The sequence below is a fragment of the Chitinophaga caeni genome, from assembly GCF_002557795.1.
Classification (GTDB): Bacteria; Bacteroidota; Bacteroidia; order Chitinophagales; family Chitinophagaceae; genus Chitinophaga; species Chitinophaga caeni.
Map to the genome: position 1 here is coordinate 2,264,563 of NZ_CP023777.1, position 18,095 is coordinate 2,282,657.

Annotated in this window: 18 protein-coding genes and 1 tRNA gene; 10 read left to right on the top strand and 9 right to left on the bottom strand. The window is 40.1% G+C overall.

Features of this window, described 5'->3' with window-relative positions:
• Positions 1-8 precede the first annotated feature (8 nt).
• A tRNA-Met gene (locus tag COR50_RS09500) sits at positions 9-82 on the top strand.
• A gap of 35 nt (positions 83-117) precedes the next feature.
• On the opposite strand, the gene rhuM is transcribed toward COR50_RS09500, so the two are convergent.
• Positions 118-1,110: a virulence protein RhuM/Fic/DOC family protein gene (gene rhuM, locus COR50_RS09505; RefSeq protein WP_098193766.1), complete on the bottom strand. Its 993-nt coding sequence runs from the start codon at positions 1,108-1,110 to the stop codon at positions 118-120.
• Positions 1,111-1,375: 265 nt separating this feature from the next.
• On the opposite strand from rhuM, the gene COR50_RS09510 reads away from it, so the two are divergent.
• From COR50_RS09510 to COR50_RS09520, 3 genes are all read left to right on the top strand, one after another.
• Positions 1,376-1,678, top strand: a complete 303-nt coding sequence (locus tag COR50_RS09510; protein ID WP_098193767.1) for a hypothetical protein — start codon at positions 1,376-1,378, stop codon at positions 1,676-1,678.
• 109 nt (positions 1,679-1,787) lie between these two features.
• On the top strand, positions 1,788-3,167 hold the full coding sequence (locus COR50_RS09515) for a B12-binding domain-containing radical SAM protein (RefSeq protein ID WP_098193768.1): 1,380 nt from the start codon (positions 1,788-1,790) through the stop codon (positions 3,165-3,167).
• Between the two features lie 50 nt (positions 3,168-3,217).
• Positions 3,218-3,496: a hypothetical protein gene (locus COR50_RS09520; protein ID WP_098193769.1), complete on the top strand. Its 279-nt coding sequence runs from the start codon at positions 3,218-3,220 to the stop codon at positions 3,494-3,496.
• Between the two features lie 8 nt (positions 3,497-3,504).
• On the opposite strand, the gene COR50_RS09525 is transcribed toward COR50_RS09520, so the two are convergent.
• Entirely contained in the window at positions 3,505-4,104 is a 600-nt protein-coding gene (locus COR50_RS09525) for a dihydrofolate reductase family protein (protein ID WP_317044439.1), read from the bottom strand.
• Positions 4,105-4,640: 536 nt separating this feature from the next.
• Here COR50_RS09525 and COR50_RS09530 point away from each other — a divergent pair.
• Together COR50_RS09530 and COR50_RS09535 are read left to right on the top strand one after the other, a co-directional pair.
• Entirely contained in the window at positions 4,641-5,336 is a 696-nt protein-coding gene (locus COR50_RS09530; protein WP_098193771.1) for a hypothetical protein, read from the top strand.
• Positions 5,337-5,345: 9 nt separating this feature from the next.
• Positions 5,346-5,870, top strand: a complete 525-nt coding sequence (locus COR50_RS09535) for a hypothetical protein (protein ID WP_098193772.1) — start codon at positions 5,346-5,348, stop codon at positions 5,868-5,870.
• 47 nt (positions 5,871-5,917) lie between these two features.
• Here the strand turns inward: COR50_RS09535 and COR50_RS09540 are convergent, their stop codons facing one another.
• Positions 5,918-6,718: a TlpA family protein disulfide reductase gene (locus COR50_RS09540; RefSeq protein WP_098193773.1), complete on the bottom strand. Its 801-nt coding sequence runs from the start codon at positions 6,716-6,718 to the stop codon at positions 5,918-5,920.
• 288 nt (positions 6,719-7,006) lie between these two features.
• Between COR50_RS09540 and COR50_RS09545 the strand changes: the two genes are divergently transcribed.
• Positions 7,007-8,134 carry an erythromycin esterase family protein gene (locus tag COR50_RS09545; RefSeq protein ID WP_157760721.1) on the top strand — a complete coding sequence of 376 codons (1,128 nt, stop codon included), beginning with the start codon at positions 7,007-7,009 and terminating at the stop codon, positions 8,132-8,134.
• 82 nt (positions 8,135-8,216) lie between these two features.
• Here COR50_RS09545 and COR50_RS09550 read toward each other — a convergent pair whose 3' ends face one another.
• Positions 8,217-9,326 (bottom strand): suppressor of fused domain protein, encoded by a 1,110-nt coding sequence (locus tag COR50_RS09550; protein ID WP_098193775.1) that lies wholly within the window; start codon positions 9,324-9,326, stop codon positions 8,217-8,219.
• Between the two features lie 178 nt (positions 9,327-9,504).
• Here COR50_RS09550 and yiaA point away from each other — a divergent pair, with 178 nt between their 5' ends.
• Both yiaA and COR50_RS09560 read left to right on the top strand, forming a co-directional pair.
• A complete protein-coding gene (yiaA, locus tag COR50_RS09555) occupies positions 9,505-9,906 on the top strand; it encodes an inner membrane protein YiaA (RefSeq protein WP_098193776.1) in 402 nt (133 codons plus the stop codon).
• Between the two features lie 537 nt (positions 9,907-10,443).
• Positions 10,444-10,827 carry a hypothetical protein gene (locus COR50_RS09560; protein WP_098193777.1) on the top strand — a complete coding sequence of 128 codons (384 nt, stop codon included), beginning with the start codon at positions 10,444-10,446 and terminating at the stop codon, positions 10,825-10,827.
• Positions 10,828-10,913: 86 nt separating this feature from the next.
• Here the strand turns inward: COR50_RS09560 and COR50_RS09565 are convergent, their stop codons facing one another.
• The 5 genes from COR50_RS09565 to COR50_RS09585 all read right to left on the bottom strand — a co-directional run bounded on the left by COR50_RS09565 (position 10,914) and on the right by COR50_RS09585 (position 14,620).
• A complete protein-coding gene (locus tag COR50_RS09565; protein WP_098193778.1) occupies positions 10,914-11,843 on the bottom strand; it encodes a DUF6528 family protein in 930 nt (309 codons plus the stop codon).
• A gap of 102 nt (positions 11,844-11,945) precedes the next feature.
• On the bottom strand, positions 11,946-13,211 hold the full coding sequence (locus COR50_RS09570; protein ID WP_098193779.1) for an MFS transporter: 1,266 nt from the start codon (positions 13,209-13,211) through the stop codon (positions 11,946-11,948).
• Between the two features lie 23 nt (positions 13,212-13,234).
• Positions 13,235-13,480, bottom strand: coding sequence for a copper-exporting P-type ATPase CopA (locus COR50_RS09575; RefSeq protein ID WP_098193780.1), 246 nt, complete (start codon positions 13,478-13,480; stop codon positions 13,235-13,237).
• A 16-nt stretch (positions 13,481-13,496) separates the two neighbouring features.
• Positions 13,497-14,090, bottom strand: coding sequence for a TetR/AcrR family transcriptional regulator (locus COR50_RS09580; RefSeq protein ID WP_098193781.1), 594 nt, complete (start codon positions 14,088-14,090; stop codon positions 13,497-13,499).
• 77 nt (positions 14,091-14,167) lie between these two features.
• The gene (locus tag COR50_RS09585) at positions 14,168-14,620 is read right to left on the bottom strand and encodes a hypothetical protein (protein WP_198405817.1); all 453 of its coding nucleotides are present in this window, start codon (positions 14,618-14,620) and stop codon (positions 14,168-14,170) included.
• A gap of 392 nt (positions 14,621-15,012) precedes the next feature.
• On the opposite strand from COR50_RS09585, the gene COR50_RS09590 reads away from it, so the two are divergent.
• Positions 15,013-18,093 (top strand): SusC/RagA family TonB-linked outer membrane protein, encoded by a 3,081-nt coding sequence (locus COR50_RS09590; protein WP_098193783.1) that lies wholly within the window; start codon positions 15,013-15,015, stop codon positions 18,091-18,093.
• Positions 18,094-18,095: the final 2 nt, after the last annotated feature.

Consider the following 18,095-nt stretch of genomic DNA (forward strand, 5'->3'; position numbering starts at 1 on the left):
GTGCATTTGGCGAGGTAGCTCAGCTGGTTAGAGCACAGGATTCATAACCCTGAGGTCTCGGGTTCAAGTCCCGATCTCGCTACAGGAAAAAGGCTTCCAGGTTACCTGGAAGCCTTTTTAGTTATATCCATTAATTAGGTTCACCACTACCTGCGCAATAATTTCTTTTTCTTCCGGTTTACTCTCTGCAATCATTAAGGTCAACGCTACCAGTGCATTATCTGCAATCCGTTTTGAGCCATCTTCCCGGTAAAGGATATTGTTTTTTTCAAGAAACCAAACGAACAGGAAAGCTGCGATACGCTTATTTCCATCAGAGAATGAATGATTTTTTACAACGAAATAAAGGAAGTTCGCGGCCTTCTCTTCAATGCTGGGATATAATTCTTGTCCACCGAAGGATTGGTAGATCGTCGCTATAGAACTTTTGAAAGATTCATCTTTTTCGTTACCAAATAAGCTGCTGCCACCGAATTTATCTTTAAGGCCATGGATAGCTTTCATTGCTTCTTCGTACGAAGCAGTAAAAGTATGCTGGGTATGGGTAGCTTCTATGGTAAGGTTGCGATGGTCATACTTATCCAGGACATCCAGCGCATAGGTATAATCGGTTATTACTTTTAATAGCCCGTTAGCTTCATCGGAAGAAAGGGGTTGAGTGCCGATCACATTGCCCATCAACCGCACCGTTTGCTTGAGGGCTTCAAATTGTTCGCTTTTCTCTTGTAGCCGTTTTTCGTTCAGGGCATATCCTTGGGTCAGGTATTCTTTTAGCACCTTGTTTGCCCAGATACGGAATTGTGTGCCGCGTATGGATTTGATCCGGTATCCGACGGATATTATTACATCCAGCGAATATTGCTCAATTTTGCGTTTAACGGCTCTTTTCCCTTCATTTTGAACTGTCAAGGATTCCTTGACAGTTCTTTCGCGTTCAAGTTCACCGTCTTTAAATATGTTATTTATATGCAAACTAATATTTTGTTTGCTGCTTTGAAATAACTCTATCATTTGACTTTGCGTCAGCCATACCGTATCCTGATCAAGTGCCACATCTATCGATGTTTCCCCATCGGGTGTTTGATAAATGACGATCTGATTATTTTCCATATTGTATTTTTTATTCCAATAAAGTTAACGAATCGAAGTGTACAAATCATTAGCAGTCAATATGCTATGCAACTCCCAGTCGCAATATTTCTTCCAATCTCGCTGTGCCAAAGGACAAAAAAAATTCAATTTTTAAGAAAAAAATTTTCTGCGGAAACCCTGGACAGGAACTATGAAATACAATAGAAAATAATTACTTTGTAATTCAAAGTACTTTTTATAATTTAGGGTTGTATTTTAATCATCGAATCTTAAATCATTATAAATGGAACCTGAAACATTCAGGATTGTTATTTCCATAGCAATGATAATAGCTATTGCCGCTGCAATGCTCAGTATTATTGGCATTACTACAACCGGTTTTTACCCGGGTATTATCGTGCTTTGCCTCTTGGTTTTGATCCCGGTGGCTGCCAGGTATTACGCAAAGAATATTATTAACCGGTCCAACAGTTTTAGGAAAAAATGTTATACGATCCTGGCGGTTATCAACCTGCTATTAATCTTAATCATATTATGGATGACGTTTGTAATCGTGCATGACCGCGTACTCCGCGATTGCTGTTGATTAAATACAACACGCTTGAATTTATGAACCAAATACAGCGGGCTGAACATAGCGAACTAATATCCTTACAACGCATGCCATTTTCAATTATCATTAAACCTACATCACCATGAAAATTGACCTCATCATCGCATACATTCAACGTTATGAATTTGGTCATGAACGCGATTTCGTGCCCCCGATTACGGGAATTCACCTGGCGGCCATAACGCCAGCGGAACACTCCGTTAGGGTCATTCATCAACAGGTTGATAAGATCGACTTGGAAACCGATGCGGATCTAATCGCAATATCCTTTTTTAGCGGTTTTGCGCTGTCTGCGTACAATTTAGCGGTCGAGTTCCGTAAAAGGGGGAAGCTGCTCGTGGCGGGCGGGCCGCATGTTACTTATTGTAAAGACGAAGCGCTACAGTATTTTGATGCGATCGTAACAGGTGAAGCTGAAAACGTGTGGCCAGTACTGTTGAATGATGCAGCGAATGGACAATTGAAAAATATTTATACCGGAACTCCCTGCGATATGAAAGATCTGCCGACACCCCGGTACGATCTTTTACCCAACCGTTTTTTTATAAAAAAAGTAATACAGGCCACGCGCGGCTGCCCATTTTCATGCTCTTTCTGTACCGTGCCTTCCCTGAACCCCGGTTTTAGGTTAAGGCCGGTAAAGGATGTTATCCGCGATGCGGCTTATGATCAATTTGAATACTGGTGGCAAAGAAAAGTTGTATGGTTTTGGGATGATAATCTTACGATCAAAAGACCATATATCAGGGAATTATTAAAAGAAATGATCCCCTTGAAGAAATGGTGGCTCACCCAGGCTAGTATGGATATTGCCAAGGATCCGGAGTTGTTGGACTTGATGAAAAAATCAGGTTGTATAGGTGTATTCCTGGGGATTGAATCTTTCGGGATAGAATCACTTGAGGATGCTAACAAAAGACAGAATAAAATTGCTAATTACAGTGCGGCTGTAAAAGCAATCAGGAAACGTGGTATCGCGGTAATGGCAGGGTTTATAGCCGGATTCGATCATGACGATGAACATAGTATTATCCAAATGGCGGATCAATTAATGGATATAGGGATCGATGTCCCTTTCCTGAGTATTATGACGCCGTTCAGGGGAACGCCTATTTATAACTCCCTTCACAAAGAAGGCAGGATATTAGAAGATCGGAATTGGAATTTTTATAACGGCTACAACGTGGCTTTTGTTCCCAAAAAAATTAGTGAAGTGCAACTATTACAGGCACATCGATCTTTATGGAAGAAATCATTTTCTCCAAGATATGCTATAACAAGGATCTTGCGTGGATTATTTACTTTAAGATGGGGCGCTTTTTTATTATCAACATTTATGAATACATTCTATTGCTATAAACGGGTTAAACGAAATCTTCCCATAGATATGACTCAACGGGAAGATATTCATACAGCAGTAGCGCCGATATTGCCTTCGCATCGGGAACTCGTTCAAATTTAGATTGAAAATTCAATATATTGTGATGTAGAATATTATTGATATATCATTTTATGAAACTAGGTGTCATCATCAAAGTAATCTTGCTGGCCTTACCCATTTTTGTGCTAATATATGTATTCTTATTTAGGGATCATTTCAGTCCCGGAAACAGCATCGGCGGCGGATCTTACGACCTGATGAAAATGTACACATCATTAGGAGCTAGTGTATATTTATTTTTATACCATATTTTGCTTCTTATTACAAAAGGGAAAGAGCATAAATATTTATTCATAGCAGCATTTCTTACACTGGTAATCACGGTAATATTGACGATAAAAAGCTTTTGATTTTCAACCTATGAATGGTAAGTACGTGCAACAATTCCTAACGGGAATGATTTTACATCTACCAATGTAAGATCCATTGGTTGTAATACGTCGTTGAAAATCGTAAGCCCTTTGCCTAAAACAACAGGGTGGGTAACCAGGTGATATTCGTCGATCAAACCTGTTGCTATCAAGCTCCGCATAAATCCGGCGCCACCGAGCGCAGAGATAGGCTTGCCTGGTTCTGATTTGAGTTTTCTTATTTCTTCGGCCAGGTCCCCATCGAAAATTTTGGCTTCTACCCAGGATTTTGCAGCAAGTGCTTGCTCCGCTGTTTCTGTTTTTATAGGGTCAATACCTTTAAAACCTTTTTGAGTAAACAGTCCCTTAGGGATCTCGTTCATTGGCGCAGCAAAGGGACCGCTCGCCGTGGGCCAGTAAGGAGCCATAGATACGAATGATTTTCTTCCCATTATAATCAAGCCTGCGTCCATGCTTTGACTAACAGCCCAAGCCCTTGAGCTCTCATCTGAGGACTTAAATATCCAATCGTTTTCCCCATTGGGACCACATACAAACCCATCGATTGTTATCGACATTTTCATCATTAATTTTCGCATAAGTAACATTTAATTTTCTCAAATGTACGGTATATCAACAGAACAGGGGGAGGGGGAAAGTGACAATCTTAGATGGTGAATGCGTCTGTAAATATTTTAGAGAGCATACCTTTTAAAAGAACAAGAATTAGTTTGATTTGGATGTAGTATTACTACTAGATAATCTTATCATTTTTAATTTTCTTATAAAATTGATCTAAGTGAGAGATGGTTAAAGCACCACAAGTAGTGTATTGTAACTGGTTTTTTAATCCGAACCTTTAGGACTTTTCTTGACGGAAACTTATCAATTTGGGCTTAGTAATTTAATAATTAAAAAAGAATGATTATATAATCTTATATTCATCAGAATTGTGCGAACATGTATGAATAGATGTTGTTTATATTGATATTTTGTAAACCTAGATTATTTATCGCTTTGTAATCTTCACATTAGTAAAAACTCCAAATCATGAATAAATCTATTTTATTAATCGTTATTTGCAACCTGGTTTTTGCTGGTTGCAGAAAAAATAATAATGGATTAGAGAACACTGATCAATCATTTGAATAATGATTTTAGTCTCAAAGTAAATAATGTTCCTGTTGAAGGACAGGTTGGTACAGATGAATTTACTAATTACTATTCTCAAATTGTTTTAGGTAATCGAGATATTGAAATGGGAGGTGATGCCAATTACTATACTCCACTTAGTCATACTGGAAGTTTGTATGCAGGATTTTATTACGGAAAGGTAGAAATTAGAGCTCCTTATACGAAAAGAGGGTTAACAATTATGGCTACCGTTATTTTTAAATATGATTATAATCGGCAGAAGGGCATTATATATAAAATTGATAATGTAAGCTCTGGCGAGGGATATCTATTAAATTTTATAGGAACACAAGGAGATATAGTAGATATAAACATTATGGGATATTTACAACCCGTAACAACAACAAGCGAAAACCAGGATCTTATAACAGGAGGGAACGCTGTATATAATGCAAATGAAAGGAGAACAATTATAAGGTCTATTAATGGTAAGGTTAAAATTACAGCGGGATTAAATGCCGAAGTATTTCAGGTTGGCGAAGAGCTTGAAGCAGGCTTTGTGGTTCAATCAGCTCAAAATGAAGTCGGTGTGCATTCTGGATATATTACTTTTGAAATAAAGGTTGCTGCAAGTGGCTGGAATATTCATTACCCAAATTTTTATCATACCGGAACAATTCACGGTTCATTTTATGGCACACTTTAATTTTAAATTATGAGTTTTTCTAGGAATGGACTTGGGAGTATTATTACATTTTTTATGATGTTAACCGCTTGTAATTTCCAGGAGAATTATAAAAATGGTTTCGTTACCCATATAAAAAATACTGTTTTTTATGATAGGGTACCCACCCAAAAGCATCCTTTAGCATGGACCGAAGTGTACCATTTGAAGGATTCCTTCAAAATTCATTATTTACCAGCAAAGAATATTCTGCTTGCGTATAGAGCTAATATCCCGGATACTTTGCGTATCATAGAATCTGAGAATAACGAAGGCGGGCAAAGCTATAAGAAACAATATAGGGATTTCGAGTATTTGGGAGAATTCGAGCTAAATGATCTCCCCCCTGAATTTTCGCAATTAATTTATATCAATCCTAAAAATATGGATATACTGCAAATCGATCTAATTAAATCGGACTCAATCGGAACAAAGAAGTTCGTCAGTGGCATCGTTTATATGCATGACAGTATCAACTATTTAAAGGATGAACAGCTTCTTTCAATTTTTCAGTAATGTGTGCTATAAGTTTAAGTAACATGGCTTGAAAGACCGGGAGACACCTACTCTTCCAACAACTTCTCAATCTCCTTGGCCAATTGATCCACTTTATCTTCACCGTAACCGGTAGATACGAAACGGATCACCCCGTTTTTGTCAATCAAGAAATTTTTGGGTATAAATGAAGTAGCGTATTTGTCCCATACTTTTTTGTCGGGATCTATGGCAACATTAAAATCAATGCCTTTCTTTTTTAGTTCTTCGCTGGAGGTAGCTACTTTAGACCGTTCTTCGCCACGTGAAACGGGAAGAAAAACGAAAGCTTTATCTTTAAATGGCGCAATAATTTTAGATGGAATTTCATGGAACTCCATGATACAAGGTCCGCACCATGTGGCCCAAAAATTGAGCAATACCACTTTACCTTTTAAGGAAGATAGTGTTACTTTTTCCCCGGTGAGCATTTCCACGGTAAAATCTGCCGCGGCATCGTTCACGTTTAGTTTATAGCTTTCATCGATCTCGGGGATTCTCTTCTGAATGGTGGCAGGAGCTGTTTTAACGCGCTTCGCCTTCTCTTTCATCTCTGCTTCTGTCAATAACTTGATCTCCATGATAAACCTTTTATCATCCCCAACCTGATCTCCAAACTTCTTTCTCAGCATTTCCATTTTTTCATCGGAAACACCTTTATTCATTGATTTCAATTGATTGGGATCCAAGTTCTTAAGTAAATAATCCTTATCCACAACGGCTGAATCGTTAATTACGATGATATACTGGGGTACAGCAACCGTTTTTTCCTGCGCTTTGGCAAAGAAGCCTGAAGATATCAGTAATATTATGATGAATACTTGTTTCATGGTAAGCCATTTTAGTCGGCAACAGAATATTAGTTACGAATATATCGTAATTATACGAAAAAATCGTAAATATTTTGATCCCTAAACCTATCAACAAGTTACCGCAATGATACAATCTCTTCACAATTCTGTATCTTTCCTTGACTATTAACATACGCAATCCCAATGAAAACTATCTACAGCACAGCCATTTTCATCTTCACAGTTTTAATTACAAGATTTGTAAATGCACAGGATCATTTTCCCATCAGAACTATCGATCCATCTGATATAAATTTCCATGATTTAATGCCTGTGAAATCTGTTCTAAAGAATTGTTCCATGGTATTGCTAGGGGAACAAACCCATGGAGAAGCGACTACTTTCGAAGCGAAAATCAGGTTGATAAAATATTTGCATGAAGAAATGGGTTTCGATGTGTTAGCTTTTGAAAGTGGTTTCTATGATTGTGCTGATGTGTGGAAACTTGTTCAGGCTGGAGCTAACGTGAAAGATGCAGTAAAAGGCAACCTTTTTTATATGTATGCTGACAGCAAGGAAATGTTGCCATTATTTGAATATTTACAGCAACAACTAAATACTGCTCGCCCCCTCGAATTAGCAGGTTTCGAGAGCCAACATACCGGCGCCGCATCGAAAGAACGGCTCTTTGATAATTTTAAAATGTACCTGGATAAATACGCTCCTAATACCAGCCTAAACAATTGGGATATTTTCAAATCCATTGGAACTAAAATGTTTGGCTCCAATCAATATTTACCTTCTTTGCCGGATCAAAAAATGTTTTTCCAGATGATCGATAAATTGTTAGCCGTAACAAGAAAATCAAGATCAGGTGAAGATATTACTGGGCAAAATGGCTTTTGGTACGAGGTGACGAGAAGCCTTGCATCCCAAGCGAAACGTTACTGGAAACTGGTGAAGGGGAATGAATTAAGTGTGCGTGATTTGCAGATGGCTAATAATCTGACATGGTTGGCAAATGATTATTATAAAGGGAAAAAGATCATCGTATGGGCACATAACATTCACATTGCAAAAGAAACCAAGGAGCTTAATTCGGATAACCCGGAAATGGATTTCTTGAAAACGTATGTTCCGATGGGGACTACCATAAAGAAGAGATTCGGTAAGAAAGCTTATATGCTAGGTTTTGTTAGTGAAATGGGTACTTATATGAATTACGTGGACAGCAAAATATTATCTGTACCCGGAGTCGATTATAATACAATTAATCATCAACTGGCCCTTGAACCGATGTCTTATAATTGGTTCGATTATACTAAGGGTAGATTGCACCAGGAAAAAGTTAACGGTGTAGCAACTTTATTTGATTTTATAACATTGGAAGGAAAGTGGAACAAGGTGTTCGATGGATGGTTCTTTATTAGGAAAGCGGTGCATGTTACGAGGTGATCGATTTATTCTCCCCGTATTAGTATCTAATTGATGGGGGATACAGGCTTGTATCGCCCATCAATTAGATTTACCGCATTATTTACTTCAAAGATGACCGTTTACGCACTACATGGCTCATCCCTTCATTAATCATCTCCTCCAATAAAGTATAGCCCCCATTAGGGATGCTGTGGGCATATTCCCTTTCTTTTAATGTAATCGGCGTACACCAATAAAGATTTAATTTATCACCATACATGTCCGGTAATGCTATATTAGAACCGTTATACAGCGCTGCTGATAAAATTAAACTTTCATATTCGCCGGGTAATTCTTTGGCGCTATTGGTATGACCTTCCCCGTACCAGGTTATGTCGCGCCATGGTGAATCAGCCATCCCGCTAATGATTTCTGCGAACCGCATTTGCGCTTCTGCATCAAAATCTTTCATATCTATTGCAATGGCTAGTTCCATCCTACGGAAACCGGATGCATTATCATTATATAAATAATCTACCCATGGCATGGCACGGATACCGATGCCCATTGACAGAAAATATTTGATGCCGTCTTTTTCAAATTCACCGATGGCCATCGGTGGCCATTGATCGCCGTCGATAGCATAATATTTTTGTATTGGGCCGAATATTTCTTCATACGTGCTGATGTACTTTTCTTGTAATGCTCCCCATTGCGTATTGCTTTCTCCTTCCCAGGAGTTCCAGAACTCAGTTGCGCGGGCTACTTGCCCGTAGATGATAGGCGTCGCGTTTTCATTCATTGGAAACATCATGCTCAACTCCGTAGAGCCAGTACAGCTGCTTGCATAGGCTATGGGCTGATCTGAATATAATGTCCAGCCGGGGATGAACCCGATGATTTTATCATCATACAAAGCGGCTGCGCCATCGCCGCTTTCTAGCCAGACGATGCTTAAGCGTTCTGCTTCCAATGGCGGCAATCCATCTGGATGGTCACAGAAGCTTGCTTCTATCATCGGTGCCTGACCTTGGCTCATGGCTTCAAAATCGCGGGTAGCCGGTGCTGTTTTGAGGTTGCGTAACCAGCAGGCGCGGGGTTCAAATTGATGGGCAAATTTTTGACCGGGGAATAAATAGAAATAGGCAGTGCGATCATCTTGTTCTATTACAGCTTGTAGGGTACCCCTCGTGTTTGTCTCTTCTAGCAAGACAACTGGGTCATTCATCATAATTGTCGTGATTTAGGTATATGCAATAATGTCTCGAAGAACCAAATTTAATGTAAATGCTACTTTCGTGTGATATTAATTTTTTTAACATCTGTCCTTATCTTTTGTTAAAACACTTGCGGATCATTTTTTCTTTTAATGTTAAAGTTTAGTTTCGGATTTCATCAAAATGATTTCTATGAAACAAAAAACATCCACAGCATTTGTTGTTGCTTCATGGGCAGCCTTATTGATTGGGATGGTAGGCTACTTGATCGGTTTGTTTAATGCCGACTTGGAGTTGAATGAGAAAGGTTATTATTTTACCGTGTTGATGTTTGGCTTATTTGCCGCTGTATCTGTTCAAAAATGTGTTCGGGATAGATTGGAGAATGTACCGGTAACAGATTTGTATTACGGCATCAGCTGGGTTGCCACATTGCTGGCAATTTTACTATTGATCATCGGTTTATGGAACGCCACCATGCAGCCGAGTGAAAAGGGATTCTACGCATTCGCATTTTTATTAAGCCTCTTCGGGGCAATCGCGGTTCAAAAAAATACACGCGATAACCAAGCATCACGCATCATAAACGATTAAAAGGGTTCGCGGGTTAATTGCCTTGTCTTTTAATCCGCGAATAATTCCCGAATTATAAATGATCGAAGTCTTTTTATTGCACAACCGGTCATATAGTTCTTTGTTCCAAGTGGAAATCATCAAGTATTTGCATCTCCGTATACATTTCCCCCTAAATTTTGCTATAAAAACCGTATTAATACAGCCTATTCGCCCTTTTTGTGTCCGTTTATGAGAATTACTGTCCGCTTTCGAAAATGACCATTTTTTGAATGCCATCCTTCCCGATGAAAGGATTTCTACCACTTCGTGAGATTTCGTGAGTTCGGTATCGTTTTATTCTTGTAAGTAATTGATTATTAGTATTTTAAATTGATTTTAGCCAGTGTTCGCATGTAATGAAAGCGGACACTTTTGGTAGGTTATTGGACCGTTGTTCCAGCGGTAACTATTCCCTTTTCAAGCCTTTAAAGCCGCGCTACATTTGTGTTAACAAAACGAAATAACAACAAATCAAATTTTTCAAATACTAATTCAAAACATTTAAAACATACTATTATGAAAACAATGATCGCCTTATTTGCCGTATTATTTTCTTTACAATTAAATGTGAATGCAAACGGTAAAGCAACAAAAACAAATGAACCCGCGGATAGCATAGAATATATTGCCGGTACTACGGATGTTATCAAGCATGTTTATAGCGAAGAGTTCAATACTTGGATCGAGATGCGTTATATCAATGATGATGAACTGCCTTTGAAAGTCATCTCTAAATTGATGAAAAAGGTACCCAATGCCGATTTTGTTAGCATCGTTGAACTAAACGTTGAAGGTATCAAAACATATATCATTACATTGGAAGATACGAACACTTACAAGGTTGTAAGATGTGGTGATAAAGGCCAATTCGGGATTTTACAGTCTTTACAAAAACAATAATGCCGCCAATCTATACAAGAAAAGCCTGTCACGGTTGACGACAGGCTTTTTGCTATTTTATGTGCCAGCATTTTAAACGGCTATATTTATTGATAACTAAATGTGTTCGGTAATACCCACCTGGCCTTGTAAATTTTTAGTCCTTCTTGCTTGAAAATACGCTTTCCTTCTAAATCAAATATTTCATCGGTCCACCATTGTTCTTTAGGAAATATCACGATGGTAGGATATCCAGCAGGGCCACTGGATACACTTTTTATGCCCTTCTGCCTTCTTGTTTTTACCTGTTCCAATGATCCTGTTCCCGGGTCGTAAATATAAATGTGTTGATGATCCGTAAACCACAATGAATCTTTCCCATGTACAGGGAATAAATCATGACCTTGCTCCCCCGGTAAAGGGTGGTGAAATGCTAACTGTAACCGCGGCTTCCCATTTTCCAGAACATATTTATAAGCGTACATTTCATGCATTCCCGCGGACCATAACAAGGATCTTTTCTTATCCCAAACAAGATTATGTGCAAAGGGTAAAGCATATTGTATATAAGGAACCGTATCTTGTTGAATAGTTGTATCAACTTGGAACAGCCGCAAATAGTTCCCCGTACTCGATGCGCTCACGATGTTTCCCCCGGGCAAAACTTCTATCGAATGCGTATTACCTCCCGCGTAAGCATGGAATAAAATCTTTTTATCGTAGATTCTAATTAGCGCTATACCCCCGCCAGAAGCACTTGTTAAAAGGAATCGGCCATTATAAATGATTTTTGCGTCACTAGGATTATTAAACCATTTGACATGTGTAGCCGGAAGTTGCATGCTATCCGCTTTCCATTCCCAGCTAATAGTTCCTTTCCCAGGATCGATAATAATTACCCTATGTTGGGATTGTTCAGCAGCAACGATTAGTTTTTTACCCTTTGGTAATACAAATTCTTGTGCGTAGCTATTATGCCAAGTCCATACAAGTAAAATTACCAGGAAAGAAATATATATAAGCTGTTTACTTCTCATGAATACAAAATAATATTTTCAAAAGAAATAGTTTAACCCTTTTATAGACACAAAAAAGGGGAAGCTACTCACTTCCCCTTGGGTATCCTTTTAAGGTCAAAATTATTCTGCGGTAACTGCAACACCCGTTAAGGGTGCGGTGGTAGTACCCCGCGATTTAATTACCTGGTTTACCTGGCTAAGCATGATTAATGAAATGATCATGGTGCCAATGATCACATAACCCAAAGTATCAAAATGTTGCAGGGAGTGATTGCTGTTTTCCACCACGATTAAACCGGCAAGAGAAGATGCTATACCGCCGGATAATTGTTGCACGGATGAGTTTATACTCATGAACGCGCCGCGGTCTTGCAAAGCGGGTACAGCCGATAATAAGGCGGTAGCGGCGATCATCCGCGAACTAACCCCTATAAACATTACAACCGAAATAGCAATAACCTGGAATAGGGTAGCGGTATGCAAATTCGTATAAACATATACTAACAACATGGTTAGCAAGGAACCGAACATAAAAATCTTGAATTTGCCGACTTTATCACTGGCAATTCCCATTAAAGGACTGATCACGAGTGTAAATAGGCCCGTTATAAAGTAAATCAAGGGAATGTCATCCTGTGCGATCCCGAGGTTGAACGTATTGAAGGTGGTACCGAAAGGCATCAGCATAAATCCCCCGGTTGCCATCAATGTGGTGGCACCGAAGCCCAGCAAATATTGTTTTTTACTCAAGGTCTTCGTGAGGTGAGTGAATGCATTTACCGGTTTACTAAGTTTCAAATGTTCATTGATAGGCTTCAGGAAGAATAGGGCAATGCCTAGGCAAATCCCGAAGATACTAATCATCGTGAATGGTGCATGCCAAGAGTAATGATTGGCCAAAACCAAGCCGATGGGTAAGCCTGCTACTTGGCTGACACCGAAAGCCATTTGAATAAATCCCATGGCGCGGCCCCGTTGTTCCAAGCTGAAGAGATCCGTAACGATGGCAAACCCGATTGAACCCGTAACACCACCAAACATGCCCGTTACGATCCTCGCCAGTAGAAGTGTATGGTAATCGGGAGCTAGGCTACAGAAAATAGTTCCGATGATAAAGCCGATATAAAAGAAAATCAGCATGTTCTTGCGATCGAATTTATCGGCAAAACCGGCGGCAAGGAAACCGGAAATCCCGGCGCTGAAAGCATAGGCAGAAACCACGAACCCGAATTGGGACGCGGAGATGTTGAGTGTTGGCATCAAGATGGCTCCCAATGGGGAAAGTACCATGAAGTCGAGCACGATCGTAAATTGTAATACAGCCAACAGGATTATCACCAAGATTTGATACTTGGTGAATTGTTGAGATTTTAATTGAGTCGTCATTGGACTAAGTTGATAAACGAATGTTAACCGGGTAATACTTCACAGTGATAACCGGCTTTTTGAACTAGGTGGATAATTGCGTGCTCCTGGACTGAAGCACAAACAACACGTAGTACTTTATCCTCATCATCTAAAGCCACGTTCCACTTCCTGATGCCGGGCGTAGTGTTGAGGATATTGGCTACCCTGGAGACGGCATGGTCATCTGCCAGGTTTGTTTTAAAGACGAAGATGTCATGGTTTTCTTCGCCGGATGTTGGGTGTTGCATGGTAATAGACTTTCGATTACGATGGTTGCAACGCTTTCAAAACCAATTGTAATGTTTGTTTTAGATGATCCTCGTTCAGTTGGAAAGGTTCATCTCCAATAGGATTGCGTTGCGTATGAAATTTGATCAATTGATACAATGGGGCAAATGCAATGGACCAGTATACTTCTAATGGTAAATCGATTAATTCCTTTTTTTCAATAGCATTCTTAACAAATTTTCCTAGTATTTCTTTGAAGGGTTGTTTAATGATAGGTTGAATTTTTTGATATACGTTTGAATAGCGTATTTTCTCTATAAACTCAACTTCCAACGGGTATTTTACAAAATACCGTGACCTGTTTTGCCATTGTAACTGTAAGCCGGCTGCAAAATGCATGTCAGGGTCAAAGTCTTTTAGGGATTCCCGCACCATCTCTTGGGCTATCTCCGTGCTGACTTTCGTAATTAAATCGTCTTTATCCTTATAATAAATATATAATGTTGCAGGTGAGATCCCGGCGGCTTTAGCCAATTTATTCATGCTAAAACCATCCAAGCCTTCCTCTACGATCAAGCTTACCGTGTATTGGCGCACTTTACAGATCTTATTTTCATCCCTTACCCGCATCTTGCAAAGGTAAGTAAATGAACATTCATTTATAAAATTATTTCTTCATGATAATTACGCCCTTGTTATTGGAAAAATTAAGCGTTGATAACCAACCTCTTCTGTGCCAATAATGAAATAGGTAACCCTACGCATAGGATCAAGATGAGGCTACTTAAAATGGCGCCTCCCCATTCAAAAGGTCTAATAGATGCATTGGATAAAGGTAAAACCACGAAGTTCATCGTTCCGTAGATCAATAAACCGTAGACGAGACCAACTAAAAATTGATTGGGTAATACTTTGAAAATCAACCGGTAAGATGGAACGAGAACAAGGCAGAAAATGAAAGCTACCAAGTAATGAAACAAGATGCCGCGCCAGAGCATAATATCCCTCGCTTCGAATGCATCATTGCCATATACGCCGCTGGCAATGTATACGAAAATTGGTTGCACATCCCACCTGCCTGTCCTGATGATATACATCAAACATGCAGCGATGCCATCCAAGGTGCCGGTTACTAAGGTGGCGATAATAATAGTCCGCAAGGTTTTTGCGTAGTGTTTTTTGGGGCTGGTATTCATACGATTTCAATAAAAAATGGTTGTCCCGTATCACAATATACGAACTATTTCCGGCAGCGCAAATCCCTTGCATTAACGGGCTCTAATTCAACGTGATGGCGATATGCAACAAAGCATACCCCAATTTTGATACCCTGCGCGTTAACAAATCATCCCCTAAATGTAAACATATCCATTACCTGGAATTTTGTTCTTGCGGTTAAATTTGGATGATCGTTATTCCACGTTAGGCCGTTTCATTTAGAAACCGCTTTTAACCTTTTTGATTACTGGAATATGATACAACCAAGATTCATGTTTTATTCAATTTAAAAGAAAGTATTTCCACGTCCTGTACATTTCAAAATTCCAATGTTATGCAAAACATGTACAAACTTTTTAGCTCATGGAAGCCATGGACCGTTTTATGGTGTTTGCTCCTATTGCAGCTAGTTCCTGCTTATGCTCAATCAACCCAGGTTTCAGGGAAGGTGTTTTCACAAGATAATGAACCGGTTATGGGCGTTACCATCCGTTTGAAAGGTACCTCCACGGGTACTGCTTCCCTGGAGGACGGCTCATACAAAATCACTGCTAAGAAAGGCGATGTACTCGTATTCTCCTTCGTAGGGTACGCTTCGCGGGAAGTGATTGTCGGGGACCAGCAGGTAATTAATATCACTTTACAGGAATCCAATAGCAACCTCGAAGAGTTAGTCGTGGTGGCTTACGGTGTCCAGAAGAAAAAAGTCGTAACAGGCGCCACCGTTAAGGTCAACAGCGAAGATCTAGGTAAAAACCATGCACTGAGTATGGAGCAAGCTTTACAAGGACAAGCTGCCGGTGTAAACATTACCGCTAATTCCGGTCAACCTGGCGATGCCTTGAAATTTAATATCAGGGGGGTGGGTACTAATGGTAATTCTAACCCGCTATTTATTGTAGATAATATGCCTGTAGATGATATTTCGTACCTCAATCCTGCCGATATTGCCAGCATCGATGTATTGAAAGATGCTGCGTCTACCGCCATTTATGGAGCGCGTGCAGCTAACGGTATCGTGATGATTACCACGCATAAAGGTCGCGCCGGTAAGATGCAGGTGGGCTTAGATGCTTATTATGGCTGGGCAAATCCATATAAAAAGCTGGATTTATTAACAGCTCATGAATATGGTATTATTATGAACGAGGCCTCGATCAATTCCGGCAAAGCGCCTATTTATTCCGATGAAGAACTGGCTGCTTTAGGGAAAGGTACCGATTGGCAGGATGCCGCCACCCGCCAAAATGCGCCTATTCAAGCTTATACTTTTTCATTGGCGGGTGGAAACGATGTCTCTATTTTTTCATCGGCGCTTTCGTACCAAGGGCAAGAGGGTGTTATCGGTTTAGAAGATCAATCTTACTTCAACCGTATTACTTTCCGCTTGAATTCCGAACACCGCTTGTATGAAGGCCGCTTGAAGATTGGGGAGAATATTACCTACAGCCACGCGGCTAGTAACGGCATCGGTACCGGGAATATTTATAATAACTCGATCCGCGGGTTACTAAATGCCAGCCCAACTTTCCCGGTTTATAACGGGGACGGTACCTTTGGTGTCTCCTCGCTCAGCGCGGAAGAAGTGAACCCTATCGGTATCATGTATTATACAAATATGTCGAAAAACATTACCGACAGGATTGTAGGGAATATATATGCGGACCTGGCTCTTTATAAAGACTTACATTTTCGTTCCGATTTCGGCTTGGATCTTAATATATTTTCAACTAACTCTTTCACCCCGGTTTATACATTAACCAATAACAATAAAAATACTGCCGATTATGCTACCCAAGGTTTATACCGGAATACTGCCTGGAACTGGGATAATTTTTTTACTTATAGCAAATCTTTAAAAGATCATGACTTCAGCCTGATGGTAGGTATGTCGGCAAGGAGAACCCGGGGGTTCGATGTAAGCGGTAGAAAGGAAAATCTAATTATAAAGGATTTCTACCACGCTATCTTGAACAATGCTACCAACGAAGCTACCCAGCAAGCCATGGGGAGCATGTCAAATTATGCTTTGAGTTCTTATTTTGGTCGTTTGACATATTCATTTAAAGAGAAGTATTTATTTAATGCCACCTTGCGGCGCGACGGTTCCGTGAACTTCGGACAAAATAGCCGCTATGGCACTTTTCCGGCAGTTTCAGCAGGCTGGATTATAACTGCGGAACCTTTCTCGATGCCTTCGTGGGTTAACTTCTTGAAAATTCGCGGTGGCTGGGGACAAAATGGTAATGATAGGATCGTAGCGGATGCTTACCGCGCAACCGTAAGCTCTAGCTACAGGGCTTATTATTTCGGTGGTGATGAACGTTTCATCGGGACTTCGCCCGATAAAATCCCGAACCCTAACGTGAAATGGGAAACATCCGAGCAAACGAATGTCGGTTTTGATGCGACCTTGTTTAAAAGCTTGGAGTTGACCTTCGATTGGTATAATAAGACTACCCGCGATTGGTTGGTACAAGCGCCAATCCCGGCCATCGTTGGTACAGGAGCTCCTTATATCAACGGTGGTAACATCGTGAATAAGGGCGTCGAAATCGTAGCTAGTTATAGCGGTAAAGTAGGCGGATTGCAATTCAATATCGGGGGAAACATCGCCTTCAATAAAAATAAAGTATTGTCAATTCCTAACCAGGAGGGCGTCATCCATCCCGCGTACAACAATGTGTTGTCTTCAAATATGGACGAATACTACCGGGCGCAAAACGGTTACCCGATCGGTTATTTCTACGGTTTAAAGACGGATGGTATTTTTCAGAATGCTGAAGAGATCGATGCCTACAAAAATTCGAAGGGAACGGTTATCCAACCAACGGCAAAACCCGGGGATGTGCGTTTCGTTGACCTGAACGATGATGGTGTGATCAATGGGGATGATAAAACCATGATCGGTAACCCTAATCCGACGCATACTTACGGTATGAACCTAAGTGCTTCTTACAAAGGGTTTGATGCATCTGTACTGTTCTATGGTGTAGGTGGAAACACCGTTGTAAACGGCAGCCGCGCCAATGATCGCTTTTATAATAATTATACAACCGAAATATTTGACCGGTGGACAGGCGAAGGTACCTCCAATTCAATACCGAGGGTTACCCTGGGGGATGAGCCCAATGGTAACTACACCAAGTTCTCTGAGCTTTACACCCACAATGGCGCTTACCTGAGAATAAAAAGCTTGAATATCGGTTACGATTTTAAGAAAACAATTGCTAAACATTTGCCAGTAGAGCAATTACGTTTATATGTATCCGGTCTGAACCTTTACACTTTCACCCACTATAAAGGAATGGATCCAGAAGCAGGTTTCGGGATCGACAGTTGGTCATCGGGAACTGATTTAGGTTATTACCCGATGCCGAGAACAGTTATGGTTGGTTTAAATGTTAAATTCTAATT